We start from the raw sequence: 13764 nt of genomic DNA on the forward strand, positions 1-13764 counted from the left end.
AACGCAACCCAGAACAGGGAGAAATACAATGAACAAGGTAACCTCCACACTCGCCAAAAAATCTTTGAGCCAGCCTTCCGCCGACGCGAAGAAAACGACACAGTTCAAGATCAAGCTGAGCCACGGCAAGGCATTCTGCGGCAAGCTGTGCATGCCGCTGCGCAACTGATCACGCGTTCATAAACGCCTCAGTTTGGTTACCGGACGGGCTTACCAATCCCGTCCGGCGGCCTTGCCGAAGACTGTCGAACATTAGCGAGGGGAAACCTGCATGGAATTGCTGGCCGTAGATGTGGAAGGCATTGAGGATAATCTCAGACTGCCTCTGAACCTGCAGGGCATTCGGTTTCTGGACCGGCTTGAAGACGCGAAGGACTATATTTTCGGCATGGATATGTCGATGATCCTGTTCAAGATGACCAACGAGGAATCCGCAGGTGAACTGGGCCTTCTATGGGACAAGGAAGATGCTGAATTCGCCATAGAGCAATACCGGCAGTATCTCTATCTCCTGCGCAAATACGATGCCGACATCTCCCCCACACTGGCGATCGACGCTGTCTGGCATAACCATATCCTGGACACGCGCAAATATGTTGCCGATTGCCAGACGATCTTCGGCTTTTACCTGCATCACTTCCCCTATTTCGGCTCCAGAAGCCAGGAAGACAGGCGACAGCTTGAACGAGCCTTTGAAAACACCAATCGCTTGTTCAAAGATGAATTCGGCATTGACCTGGCGACGGCAACGCCATGACTAGCGCAAGTCCCCTCACCCTCCCATGCGATGCGTGAGAGGGTGACGGGGTGAGGGTTACCCGTGCTTGCGTACGAATTCCGCGATCCGGGGTTTGATCTGTTCGCGCCAGCGGCGACCGTTGAAGATACCGTAATGGCCAACAGTTTCCTGGATATAGTTCAGATGCTTTGATTTCGGCAGGTTCTTGCACATGTCATGGGCGGCAATGGTCTGGCCGGGGGCGGAGATATCGTCCAGTTCTCCTTCCACCGTCATCAGGGCGGTTTTCTTGATCGCAGACGGATCAACCACCTCACCACGCCAGGTCATGGTGCCACGCGGCAGACTGTGTTCCTTGAAGATTTCACGAACCGTGTCGAGATAGAAGGCAGCGGGCGTATCCATCACCGCCAGATATTCATCGTAGAAGCGGCGATGGGCATCTGCGGAATCACCGTCACCTTCGATCAGATGGTTATACATCCGCCAATGGGCCGTCGCATGGCGCGCCGGGTTCATGGAGATAAAGGCGCGCAACTGCAGGAAGCCCGGATAAACCTTGCGGTTCGCGCCCGGATAACGCGGCGGCACGCGATGGACACAATGGCTTTCAAACCAACTCATCGGCCGGTTTTCCGCAAGCTGGGTCACCACGGTTGGGGCCGCCCGCGTATCAATCGGCCCGCCCATCAGAACCATGGATTTCGGCTGTGCCGGGTCGTCATTCTGCGCCAGGAGGCTCACCGCCGCCAGAACCAGCGGCGCCGGCTGACAAACCGCCATGACATGCAGGTCCGGCGAGAGGAAGCGCATGAAATCCATCAGATAGTCGATATAGGTGTCGATACCGAAGCGCCCTTCTTCCTTGGGCACAAGCGATGCATCGATCCAATCGGTGACATAGACCTCATGATCCTGGATCAGCGCCTGGACCGTGCCACGCAGAAGCGTTGCAAAGTGACCCGACATGGGCGCGACCAGCAGGATTTTCGGATCGTTGCGCTTTTCCGCGCCTTCACGGCGGAAATGGATCAGATTGCCGAAGGCGCGCGGACGCACCACGTCGACATGAACCGGCATCTGCTCACCATCCACATCGGCAAATTCAATCATCCAGTCGGGCTTGCTGCGTTCCCGCAGGATGCTTTCCAACACATCCGACCCTGCCGCCAGGGTCCGCCCGATGGGCGTATAGCTCCACGGATTCAGGGGGTTGGTATAGGTCATACGCGTCAGTTCCGCCATCCAGCGGACGGGTGACAGCGCCTGATTTCGAGCATCATGCAGATTGTAAAGCACCGGCCTTGTCCCTTGTTATTATGCCCTGATCCTAGAGTGATTCGCCGCTATAGACCAGATTATGTTGTGCGCTGCAATATCCAGCGCTGCACTGCATATAACACAGCTTTATTGCCCATTGGTTAACTATTTGGTTACCCCAGCAAGACAAAAGGGGTGGCCAAAGCCACCCCTCGTCACAAGAACGAATGCGATTTCAAACGCTTAGAAATGCAACGCCTTCACCTGCTTGACCAGCGGGATCTGCTTAATTTTTTCCAGCGATGCCTCGTCCAGCGGTCCATCAAGCTGAATCAGGGACATGGCGTCCCCGCCTGCCTCCGCGCGGCCCAGGTGGAAGGTAGCAATATTGGCTTTCGCCTCGCCCAGAACCACACCCAGGTTGCCAATCAGGCCCGGTTTGTCTTCGTTGGTGACGTAAAGCATGTGGCTGGTCAGCTCGGCCTCGATCTCGATGCCTTTGATATTGACCAGACGCGGCTTGTTGCCACCAAACAGCGTGCCACTGACGGACCGTTCCATACGTTCGGTCTCTACCGTCAGCTTGATCAGCGTCTGGTAGTCGCCCGGACGGTCATGGGTTACTTCCGCCACCTCGATGGAACGCTCGCGCGCGATTACCGGGGCGTTGACCATATTCACACTGTCGCTGAAGGGTTTCAGCAGACCGGCCAAAGCGGCCTGGACCAGCGGTTTCACATTCAGTTTCGCCACATGGCCTTCAAACTCGATGCGAACCTTGGACAGGCCGGTTTCCGTTACCTGACCGGCGAAGGAACCAAGCTGTTCCGCCAGCTTCATATAAGGCTTGAGGCGCGGTGCGTCCTCTGCGGATACCGACGGCATGTTCAGCGCATTGGTCACGGCCCCGGTCAACAGATAGTCGGCCATCTGTTCCGCGACCTGGATTGCGACATTCTCCTGGGCTTCCGCCGTGGATGCGCCCAGATGCGGCGTGCAGACCACCTTGTCATTGCCAAACAGGACGTTTTCCTTAGCCGGTTCAACCTCATAGACATCCAGTGCCGCACCGGCGACCTTGCCGCTGTTGAGACCTTCCAGCAGGTCCGCCTCACAGACAATGCCACCGCGTGCACAGTTCACGATGCGCACACCATCCTTCATCTTGGCAATGGTGTCCTTGTTGATCAGGTTGCGGGTGCTGTCGGTCAACGGCGTGTGGATCGTAATGAAATCCGCACGGGCCAACAAATCGTCCAGTTCAACCTTTTCAACGCCCATTTCCGTGGCCCGTTCCTGGGACAGGAAGGGATCGTAGGCAACAACGCGCATCTTCAGGCCCTGGGCCCGGTCTGCAACGATGGAACCGATGTTCCCGGACCCGATCAGGCCAAGCACCTTGCCGAAGAGTTCCACGCCCATGAATTTGGACTTTTCCCATTTCCCGGCATGGGTCGAGGCGTTGGCCGCCGGGATCTGGCGGGCGCTTGCCATCATCATGGAAATCGCGTGTTCCGCGGTGGTGATGGAGTTGCCGAAAGGCGTGTTCATCACGACGATACCGCGCTGGGTTGCCGCCTCGCGGTCCACGTTATCCACACCAATACCGGCGCGGCCGACCACTTTCAGGTTGGTTGCTGCTTCCAGAATATCGGAAGTCACCTTGGTGGCGGAGCGGATCGCCAGCCCGTCATACTCGCCAATAATGGCGCGCAACTCATCCGGGCTGAGGCCCGGCTTGACGTCGACTTCGACGCCACGCTCTTCGAAAATCTCCTTCGCACGCGGCGAAAGCTTATCCGAAATCAGAACTTTAACCATAATATCCCCACAAGTTACGTCTGATTGATCACTGGTTCTGCTGCGAAATCTGCTCATAGGCCCAGTCGAGCCAGGGCATCAGGGCTTCCATATCGGTGGGTTCCACCGTTGCCCCGCCCCACAGGCGCAGTCCTGCAGGCGCATCGCGATAACCGTTGATGTCGAAGGCCACGCCTTCCTCGTCCAACAGCTTGGAAATCTGCTTGGGCGCATTGGCCCGCGCATCCCCGGTCAGGGGGCAGGCGTCGGACAGCTTCACACAGATAGAAGTGTTCGACCGCGTTGCCTTGTCGGCACAGAGGAAGTCCACCCAGTCGCGGTTGGCGACCCAGTTTTCAACCACCTGCAGGTTTTTGGTCGAACGGTCGATCAGGCCTTTAAGCCCGCCGATATTCTTCACCCATTTCAGCGCATCCAGCACATCTTCCACGCACATCATGGAGGGGGTGTTGATGGTCGCACCGGTAAAGATACCGTCGATCAGCTTGCCGCCCTTGGTCATGCGAAAAATCTTGGGCAGCGGCCAGGCCGGGGTATAGTTTTCCAGGCGTTCCACCGCACGCGGCGACAGCACGATCATGCCATGGGCACCTTCCCCGCCCAGGACCTTCTGCCAGGACCAGGTGGTCACGTCCAGCTTGTCCCAAGGCAGCTCCATGGCGAAAACAGCGGATGTTGCATCGCAAATGGTCAGGCCTTTGCGGTCGCTTGCAATCCAGTCACCGTTGGGAACCTTCACGCCGCTGGTTGTACCGTTCCAGGTGAAGACCACATCGCGGTCGGTATCAACCTGGGTGAGGTCGGGCAATGCGCCGTAATCCGCCTCAAACACCCGGACATCATCCAGTTTGAGCTGTTTCTGCACATCAGTAATCCAGCCCTTGCCGAAGCTTTCCCAGGCCAGCATATCGACGCCGCGTGCGCCCAGCATGGACCACAGCGCCATTTCCACAGCGCCCGTGTCGGAGGCCGGAACAATGCCGATTTTATAATCTTCCGGGATGCCGAGAATGTCGCGGGTCTCGTCGATAACGGCCTTCAGCCGCGCCTTACCCGGACCGGAACGATGAGATCGACCCAACAGCGCATTTTCCAAACCGGACCAGGACCATCCCGGACGTTTTGAACAAGGGCCAGAGGAGAAAAAGGGCCGTTCCGGCCGAACTGTCGGCTGGGTCATTACTCTATCCTTCCAAAGCTTTAAATGATGGGAACAATGTCGAATCCCTGTGCTTCACTGCTTGGGTGCAGTGCAGCGAGGTATAATGCTTTCTTGTTCAAAGGCAACTGGTTTTTGTCGCGAAATAACAGAAAAGGGTCGCAAAAAAACATAAAATGTTTCCACCCTATGGATGTGTGACAAATCGAAAGTCAAAAAAGCAATTCCTGACAATTGGTTATCGCAAATTTCTCAGAGAGCATTTTCTGCCAGTTTTTTTGTTGGACTGCCTCATTCCTCATAACGATTTTTTTACGACTGTAATGGTAATTTCCCACTCGCAAGTAGAACGGGGATCGGACAAATCCACCAATATCGCGCAAAGACGACAGGACAACGGTACATCATTCACGTGCAGACATTTATTGAGAACACAATTGGCCGGCGCTTCTTTGGCGGACAGCCTGCAGTGCGCTTGATTGCAATTGCAGTAACATATTTCCTGCTGGGTTATGTGGGATTGCAGCTACCCTATTACGGCACAACAGTGACACTGGTCTGGGCACCTGCCGGGGTCGCCCTGGCGGTTATGTTGCTGTATGGCTATCGAATCTGGCCAGCCGTCTATCTGGGCGCCCTTCTGGTTAATTTCACGACCGATACCCCCGCCCTGACCAACATCATGATTGCCGCGGGTAATACGCTGGCCGCCGTGACCGGCACCTGGCTGTTGCGCACTTTCAAGCAGGATGGACGCCTCACTCACAGCGTCAATCTTCTGCTTTTCATCCTGCTCGGTGCAGTCATCAGCCCTTTGATCGCCGCAGTAAACGGGGCGCTCACCCTTTGCCTGACCACCGGAACCGGCTGGGGGGAATTTCTGACGATCGTCCAGGGCTGGTGGCTGGGCGATGGTGTCGGTGTCCTGTTCTTCGGACCCTTCACCCTGCTTGCCCTCACCCACCCCTGGCGAAGCATGTCGCGTACCTGGTATCTGGAAGGCCTTGTCCTCCCTGCGACCGCCGGTCTGGCCTCCCTGCTGATCCACAACGCGGAATCCTTCGCCAGCCCGGAGATTCTATACCTTTTCGGGATCATCCCCTTTCTCGTCTGGGCTGCTGTTCGCTGTGGCCTGTTGGGCGTTGCCGCCATCAATGCGCTCTCTGTCGCGATTGCCATTTTCATGATGTCACGCGGCACCTCTGCCGTCTTCAGCAACGACGACATACAGGGCAATATCCGTGAACTTTATAATTTCCAGATCGTCATCGCAGTGGCCAGCTTTCTGGTCGCCGCCTACGTACAACGCAAAACCTCGACCATAATCAATCTGGCCGGCCCTCTGGAGAGCGACACCGGGCGAGGCACTTCTTCCCATATCCTGACCATCGGCGCGGCCGTTGTCGGGATCGCCCTGTCAGTCGCAGCCTCCCTGGTTGCACTGGAGCAAATCGACCACACGCAGGCAGAAAATGCCCTTGAGCAGGCGCAGAGACTTGAAGGCACAATTCGCCATGAGGCGGACCTTGTGATAGCGCCGCTCTTTACAATCAAGACATTGTTTGAAACACAGAAAGAGGTAACCCGCGAAAGTTTCGAAACCTATATCGCGCCCTGGGTCGACAAAACCCCGACCGTTGCCGCCCTTGAATGGGTCGCACGCGTTCACCCGGGTGACAGAGACGCCTTTGAAAAGAAAATGCGGCAACTCGGCTACAAGGACTTCCAGATTACGGAAAAAGTGGATGGCAAACTGGTTCGCGCACCGGCGCGCGATATCTATTTCCCAGTGACCTATGTCGTTCCCTATGCCCCCAATGCGCCTGCGCTCGGCTATGCGCCGGACAATCTGGAAACACGACGCAACGCCATCAAACAGGCGCTGAGCAGCGGTGACGTTGCTATGTCCAACGTCATTTCCCTGGTCCAACAAAAGAAAACGCACAACGGCCTGCTCGTCTTCCTCCCCACCTTTTCCAGCCCGGCACCGGACGGAACCCGGATCAATACCGGCTTTGCGCTGGGCATCTACGATTTGGATATTTTTTTCGAGCATTTATTCCAACGGCTGCCAGCCGCGAAAAAGCTCAATATCCGTATCGTGGATTATGAAGACGGCAATAAAGAACGCCTCCTCTACAACAGCGCGCCTACCCCGGACCAACATCAAGAGTTTTTCCTGGGCCATGAGGATCACCTGGCCCAGCTCGACATGGTTTTGGCCGGGCAGCGTTGGCGTATAGATGTCGATTCCAAACAATTTGGCCAGTTGCATGGGGTGCCTTATGAAGTGGTCGGCATACTGCTCCTCGGGTTACTTCTCACCACGGCGCTAACCGTTTATTTCCATACCCTGCATCGCCGCCGCGATGAGGTGCAGGCCCTGGTGGAAATCCGCACCCGGGAACTGTATGAGGCAAAGTCCGAAGTGGAATCGGCTTTGCTGAGCGCGCGCGAGGCAAACAAGGCCAAAAGCCTGTTCCTCGCCCAGATGAGCCATGAATTGCGAACGCCGCTCAACGCGATCATAGGTTATGTGGACCTGATCCGCAGCCACCCTCACGGCCCCCTGGGGCATACCATGTACGAAGAATACCTGGGTCACGTGAAAAAGGCGGGAAAACATCTGCACGACCTCATCGGTGATGTCCTGGACATGGTCAAAATCGAGACAAAAAATCTCGAGTTGGAGCACATTTCCTTCCGGTTGACCGAGATTCTCGACGAATTGCGCAGCGTCTTTTCCATATCCGCAGCAGAACGGAACAACCACCTTTCCCTCCTGATCGACAGCACCATCTGTGAGGGGTACCTGGGAGACCCGACACGTCTGCGCCAGATTTTGAGCAATCTTCTGTCCAACGCGGCCAAATTCACCGAAAATGGGAACATAACCCTGCGCGTGGAAACCCTGTCGGATATGCGTAATGCACAACGCCTGAAAATATCCGTGACCGATACCGGTATTGGCATTGAGCCGGGTCAGATTGCACGGCTGTTTGAAAACTTCACGCAGGCAGACAGCTCAATCCGACGCCGTTACGGCGGCTCAGGCATGGGGCTGGCAATCAGCAAACGTCTGACCCAGGCAATGGGCGGCAACATCGGTGTCGACAGTATACCAGGCCAGGGCAGCACCTTCTGGATTACCCTTACTCTGGACAAGGCCTCCGCGGCACAGAATGCGCAGGCGACAGAAGACGACGCCGACAGCCTGCGCCCGCTGACCCTGCTTCTGGCGGATGACGTTGCCATTAACCGCGCATTGACCACCAATCTGCTGGCAACCCGCGGCCATCACACGGACACGGCCAGCAATGGCATCGAGGCGCTCGAGGCGGTAAAGCACAAAACCTACGACGCCATTCTGATGGACATCCATATGCCGGAGATGGACGGCATGGAGGCCACGCAGGCAATCCGCGCCCTGGCAGACCCGGAACGGGCACAGATACCGATCATCGCCCTGACTGCCGATGTGGATAAGGATAAAATCCGGCAATATAAAGCCAGCGGCATGGATGACATATGCCCGAAACCACTGGACATTGAAAAACTGCAGGACGCCCTGCGCCATGTTGTCGGCGACGGACCGGCCGCAATGCCGGGCAATGGCCCGGAAGCAGCCTCCGCCAAAGCTCTGGAGATGGACAATAGCGCAGGCATAACGCCAGACGTTAACACTCTGGCGATCAACGATGACACACTGAAAATGGCCCTGGAAATGGTGCCTGACGCAGCAGCCCTATTCGAACAGGAAGGCAGCAAGCAGATACAGATGATGCGAAACGCAATTACCAATGAGAACTGGTCCCAACTTGCCCGCGCGGCCCACACCTTGAAAGGCGTTGCCGGCAATATTGGCCTGACGGGACTAAGTCGGGAATGTCAGGCCCTGCAAAGCCAGGCATCCAACGCCGAACAAGGCACAAAACCCGATGCGGAGTCCACCGTAATCCAGCATCAGTTCGACCGCATCGAACAGGGCTACCGATCAGCCAACATCCATATCAGGAACATCGGAACGGCAGCCTGACTTTGGCGCACCAAATCCTGCCAGGCCTTCGACCGGGCAGTCACTCAGTGTAGAAATTTTCAAAGGTGCCCAGACCTGGGCTCAGTAAGGGCAGTTCTTCTTGCCGCAGTTATGGCCGCTTTCAACGGTGAAATAGACCCCGCAGGCCGGGCATTTTTCCGTGTCTTCCACTTCTGCCCGATAGGCATGGTCGTTGTTTTTCTGCTGGGCTGCGCGGCGCACGCGCTCTCCCATCGTCCGTTCGCCGTGACGACGTTCCCCCCGCTCTACCCGGTTGATGCGGCCCAGATATTTAAACCCGTACCAGACCAGCCAGATGATTGCGGCAAGCAGAAGCAGTTTTTGAAAACCAATACCAAACATGGATTATTTCTACCGGGCGGCAACGCCCAACGTCAAGCGCCTCATGGTCGCAGCCGCCGCCTTTCTCGTCGTCACAAATTCCCGGAGGATCACAGCCCCAGGCGCCCCCACCACCAGCGTTCTTCAACCTGGTTCATAAGGCCTCGGCCCACCGCATCCAGGCGGCTCTCCATACCAAGCTTTCTCTGCAGCCAGCCCTTGGGCTTGCTGACGTCCTTGAAGCTGACCTTATCGCCAAACTTGTCGCGGCAAACCGCCTTCAACTCGCCAAGGCCGTCAACCAGCCCCAAATCCGCTGCCGCAGCCCCGGTCCAGAAATTGCCGTTGAAGAGGTCTTTTTCCTCCTTCTGCAATTTGCCGTCGCGACGCGCGCGCACATAGCCCTTGAACTGCTCGTGGATATCGTTCTGCAACTCCTTGAGATGCTTGATATCGTCTTTCTTTTCCGGCTTGAACGGGTCCAGTTGGGATTTGCTGTCGCCGGAGGTGTAGACGCGGCGTTCCACACCGATTTTTTCGATCAACTCGGTAAAGCCGAAGCCTGCGGAAATCACGCCAATGGAACCGACGATGGAGGCAGATTGTGCGTAGATTTCATCGCCCGCACAGGCCAGCCAATAACCACCGGATGCTGCGGCATCTTCACAAAAGGCATAGACCGGCACCTCGTTCTTCGCAGCCAGTTCACGAATCCGGCCCGCAATCAGCGCGGATTGCACCGGCGACCCGCCCGGCGAGTTGATCGACAACGCCACGGCCTTCAGCTTTTTGACCTCAAAGGCCTGTTCAAGGCTCTCTTCGAGGTCCTGCAGGTTAAGCCCCTTTTTCATGAGCCCTGCCTGACCAATGACACCATATAGGCGGATTACCGCAACATTGCCGGATTTGCCAAAACGGTCCGCCAGCTTTTTCCCGACAAAGGGAAGTTTACGCAACCAGCCGCCATTTTCATTCGTCATCAGTCAATCAACCTGTTTTAATCAAAGAAAACTCCTGCTCGGAGGAGTAGCGCCTCAACATATGGGAGGCAACCTGTCTTTTTCCAGTCCGCTCAGCCGCCTTCCACATCCGCTTGCGCCTCATCCCGCACCCATTGCAGAAAGGCCGCAACATTGGGATGACCGGCATCCTTGGCCCGGTACACCAGATGATAACCGGATGTATAATTCTTGCCCTCATCATAAAGGGCGATCAGGCGGCCTGCCTCGATATCCTTTCGGACCAGCGATTCAACTGTCAACGCCACGCCCTGCCCCGACAACGCCGCCTCATAGGACAGCGAGGTCATGTTGAAAACGATGCCATGTTCCACATCGACATCTTTCCACTCATTTTCCATGACCCACTGTTTCCATTCGGCATAATCCGCGTCATGCAACAGGTTATACCGGCTGAGGTCCGCCGGTTCCAAGGCGGTCTTGCCCGGCTCCAGGAGGTCGGGATGGCAGACCGCCACCATCCGTCCCGCCATGAAACGCTCTGCTACCAGGCCGGGCCATTGGCCATTGCCATAGCGGATCGCCACATCAACCGCCTCGCGGTCAAAATCCACCAGTTGTCGGCTGGGGTTCAGGCGTAACTGGATGTCCGGATAGGCGGCCTGAAATCGTCCGAGTCGTGGAACAAGCCACCGCGACACGAAGGCCGTTGTCGTGGAAACCTCCAAGGGCCGCGTTTCAGACTGACGGCGGGCATCGCGCGTCGCCTCCTCCATAATCTCGAAAGACCGCCGCAACTGTTCCGCATAGCAGGTCCCTTCCGGGGTCAGCATAACGCCTTTTCCCTGACGCACGAAAAGACGCAGCCCCAATCGTTCCTCCAGGGCGCGCACCTGCTGACTGACTGCGGCATGGGTCACGTTCAACTCATCCGCCGCGCGGCTCATGGACAGATTTCGCGCCGCCGCTTCAAAGGCGCGCAGGGCCGTCAGGGGCGGTAAGTCCCAACGAATCGACATATGTTAGTTCACCTTACACAACCAAAAGTATTGCTGCGTGGCATATAAATCCAAAAACCATCATATTGGAGGTAACACAAAGCGCAAGGAGACGGAAGATGATGAATATCTTTGCCGAGTCCATATTCACCGCAACCCGCATTCCTCCGTATGATCCGACGGGAATGAACCCCTATGCGGGAACGGAGCTTCCCGCCCGGAAAAAAATCCACAAGCAAGAGGGGTGGGTTTTGTTCCGGACCTATAAAAAGTTGAAAGACTGACTTTCAACTAGCTGATTTCCAAAGCCTCTTCCAGCGACGCGCCATGCATCAGAATGGCCGTCGTTTTTTTTGTATAGCGTTCGGAATCCGTGTGCAGCGTCAGCCCGGCGGTCATTCTTGCAGGCCCTTTCACCGCCTTGCGGGCACGGACGAGGACCCGTTTTGCCTCCCGTCCCGGCTTGGGCCAAAGGGGAATTACCGTCACTTCGCCGGCCCGGCCATGAAGGGCCGCCAGAATATCGTCCAGGCGATCGGCACGCTGAACAATCACCAGCGTTCCTTTTTGCTTCAGCATTTTAAGACAGAAATCCAGCCATTGGGCCAACGGCACATGACTTTCCACATTGGCCGTCTGGCGAATGGCATTGGGCGACGGGCTGGCGGCCTCCCCCGGCATGTAAGGCGGGTTGGTGATAACCAGATCAAAGGAGTTGGGCACGACATGGCCACAGCGATGCTGCGACAAATCGCCCCTGACGACCGTCACTCGATCATCCATGCCATTGGCAGCAACATTGCGTTCCGCCAGCGCCGCCAACTCGGGCAATAACTCCAGCGCCACCAGTTCCGGTCCGGGCACGCGGGCAAGATAACAAAGCCCCGCCGTGCCGACACCTGCGCCGACATCCAGGACCCTGCCCCGCCGCAACGCCGGGGCTGCCGCTGCCAGAAGAACCGGGTCCATGGCTGCCCGATATCCAACCTTGGGCTGGCATATGCTAAGCTTTCCGCCGAGGAAGTCGTCCTGCGTCGTCTCAAAAGGCACTGCGCTCACCAGTCCTCTCCCAGATCCTTGAGGATGGTTTTGGCGTCGTCATAGTCATCCTCGTCCACCATCAGGCGGCGCGGAATGGCCCCCAGCGATCCTTCCGCCACGCTGAATCCACGGTCAAATACCTCTGCCTCGATTCCCCGCTGCCCGAGCATCGCAATCAGGTAGGACAGGCGGACTTCGTTGTTCGTTCGAAGCAGTTCTTTCATTAAATGTTTCCATGTATGGTAATATGATATTCACTCCCCGTAACGCCGCTTGACCGGGAGGCGGGGATAACTATGGTGTCGAGGGATTTTAGTAACGTCAAGAACGGGCAGGAGCCGATCATTGGGCGTGGTAGTCAATATCGGGGACAAACAGCCTGAAAAGGCCCCCAGCGTAGATCAGTTGGTGAAACTGACCGAAGCGGACATCGTCCGGGTCAACCAGCATATTATCGACAACATGCAAAGCCCGGTGGCCTTGATTCCGCAGCTTGCGGGTCACATCATCGCCGCAGGCGGCAAACGCCTGCGTCCGATGTTGACGCTGGCTGCTGCACAGCTTTGTGGTTATACCGGCTCGCGCCATATCGGCCTGGCCGCCTGCGTCGAGTTCATCCATACGGCGACCCTGCTGCATGACGACGTAGTCGACGAAAGCGACCTGCGCCGTGGCCAGGACAGTGCCAATGCCGTTTGGGGTAACAAGGCATCGGTGCTGGTCGGGGATTTCCTTTTCTCCCGTTCCTTCCAGTTGATGGTCGCTGACGGCAGCCTTCCTGTGTTGAAGATTCTGTCCGAAGCCTCCGCGGTCATCGCCGAAGGCGAGGTCATGCAGCTCATGACCGCCAATGACCCCAAGGCAACGGAAGAAGCCTATCTGGAAGTCATCCGGTCCAAAACGGCCAAACTTTTTGCTGCCGCAAGCCAGATCGGCGCGGTTGTCGCCGAAAAGCCCAAGACCCAGGAAGAGGCGCTGGAAAGCTTCGGCATGAATCTGGGCATTGCCTTCCAGTTGATCGACGACGTCCTGGATTACTCCGCAAAACAGGCGGAGCTGGGCAAAAATATCGGCGACGACTTCCGCGAAGGCAAAGTCACCCTGCCGATTATCCTGGCATGGCGTCGCGGCAGTGAGGAAGAACGCGACTTCTGGCTGCGCACGATTGAACGTGTGGAGCAGGAAGAAGGCGACTTCGAACACGCCGTATCGCTCATGGAAAAACACAACACCCTGGAAGACACCATTGACCGGGCCCGCCATTACGGCGCAATCGCCCGCGATGCATTGGGCATCTTCCCTGACAGCGACATCAAGGATGCGTTGGTCGAACTCATCGACTTCTGCATCTACCGCGCCTATTAAGCGGGACAAAACATCAAAACGAAAAACCGGTCTTCATGGCCGGT

The 13764-nt window shown here is 56.7% G+C and carries 12 protein-coding genes; 4 read left to right on the plus strand and 8 right to left on the minus strand.

The window, feature by feature from the left end:
* Nucleotides 1-28: 28 nt before the first annotated feature.
* The gene (locus IF205_RS15980; protein WP_259780356.1) at nucleotides 29-169 is read left to right on the plus strand and encodes a hypothetical protein; all 141 of its coding nucleotides are present in this window, start codon (nucleotides 29-31) and stop codon (nucleotides 167-169) included.
* Nucleotides 170-271: 102 nt separating this feature from the next.
* The gene (locus tag IF205_RS15985) at nucleotides 272-757 is read left to right on the plus strand and encodes a glycine-rich domain-containing protein (protein WP_259780357.1); all 486 of its coding nucleotides are present in this window, start codon (nucleotides 272-274) and stop codon (nucleotides 755-757) included.
* A gap of 57 nt (nucleotides 758-814) precedes the next feature.
* Here IF205_RS15985 and IF205_RS15990 read toward each other — a convergent pair whose 3' ends face one another.
* The 3 genes from IF205_RS15990 to IF205_RS16000 all read right to left on the minus strand — a co-directional run bounded on the left by IF205_RS15990 (nucleotide 815) and on the right by IF205_RS16000 (nucleotide 5000).
* Nucleotides 815-2038, minus strand: a complete 1224-nt coding sequence (locus IF205_RS15990) for a polyhydroxyalkanoate depolymerase (protein WP_259780358.1) — start codon at nucleotides 2036-2038, stop codon at nucleotides 815-817.
* A gap of 204 nt (nucleotides 2039-2242) precedes the next feature.
* Nucleotides 2243-3820 (minus strand): phosphoglycerate dehydrogenase, encoded by a 1578-nt coding sequence (gene serA / locus IF205_RS15995; protein ID WP_259780359.1) that lies wholly within the window; start codon nucleotides 3818-3820, stop codon nucleotides 2243-2245.
* A 28-nt stretch (nucleotides 3821-3848) separates the two neighbouring features.
* Nucleotides 3849-5000, minus strand: a complete 1152-nt coding sequence (locus tag IF205_RS16000) for a phosphoserine transaminase (RefSeq protein ID WP_259780360.1) — start codon at nucleotides 4998-5000, stop codon at nucleotides 3849-3851.
* A gap of 448 nt (nucleotides 5001-5448) precedes the next feature.
* Here IF205_RS16000 and IF205_RS16005 point away from each other — a divergent pair, with 448 nt between their 5' ends.
* Nucleotides 5449-9015, plus strand: a complete 3567-nt coding sequence (locus tag IF205_RS16005) for a CHASE domain-containing protein (protein WP_259780361.1) — start codon at nucleotides 5449-5451, stop codon at nucleotides 9013-9015.
* Between the two features lie 81 nt (nucleotides 9016-9096).
* Here IF205_RS16005 and IF205_RS16010 read toward each other — a convergent pair whose 3' ends face one another.
* From IF205_RS16010 to IF205_RS16030, 5 genes are all read right to left on the minus strand, one after another.
* Nucleotides 9097-9378: a hypothetical protein gene (locus IF205_RS16010; RefSeq protein ID WP_259780362.1), complete on the minus strand. Its 282-nt coding sequence runs from the start codon at nucleotides 9376-9378 to the stop codon at nucleotides 9097-9099.
* A gap of 89 nt (nucleotides 9379-9467) precedes the next feature.
* On the minus strand, nucleotides 9468-10337 hold the full coding sequence (locus IF205_RS16015) for a S49 family peptidase (RefSeq protein ID WP_259780363.1): 870 nt from the start codon (nucleotides 10335-10337) through the stop codon (nucleotides 9468-9470).
* Nucleotides 10338-10429: 92 nt separating this feature from the next.
* Entirely contained in the window at nucleotides 10430-11335 is a 906-nt protein-coding gene (gcvA, locus tag IF205_RS16020; protein WP_259780364.1) for a transcriptional regulator GcvA, read from the minus strand.
* 270 nt (nucleotides 11336-11605) lie between these two features.
* Nucleotides 11606-12373 (minus strand): tRNA1(Val) (adenine(37)-N6)-methyltransferase, encoded by a 768-nt coding sequence (locus IF205_RS16025; protein ID WP_259780365.1) that lies wholly within the window; start codon nucleotides 12371-12373, stop codon nucleotides 11606-11608.
* Nucleotides 12370-12579: a putative signal transducing protein gene (locus IF205_RS16030; protein ID WP_259780366.1), complete on the minus strand. Its 210-nt coding sequence runs from the start codon at nucleotides 12577-12579 to the stop codon at nucleotides 12370-12372. The genes IF205_RS16025 and IF205_RS16030 overlap by 4 nt, the downstream gene beginning before the upstream one ends.
* A gap of 121 nt (nucleotides 12580-12700) precedes the next feature.
* Between IF205_RS16030 and IF205_RS16035 the strand changes: the two genes are divergently transcribed.
* Entirely contained in the window at nucleotides 12701-13720 is a 1020-nt protein-coding gene (locus tag IF205_RS16035) for a polyprenyl synthetase family protein (protein ID WP_259780367.1), read from the plus strand.
* Nucleotides 13721-13764 lie beyond the last annotated feature (44 nt).

The organism is Aestuariispira ectoiniformans (assembly GCF_025136295.1).
GTDB lineage: Bacteria > Pseudomonadota > Alphaproteobacteria > UBA8366 > Aestuariispiraceae > Aestuariispira_A > Aestuariispira_A ectoiniformans.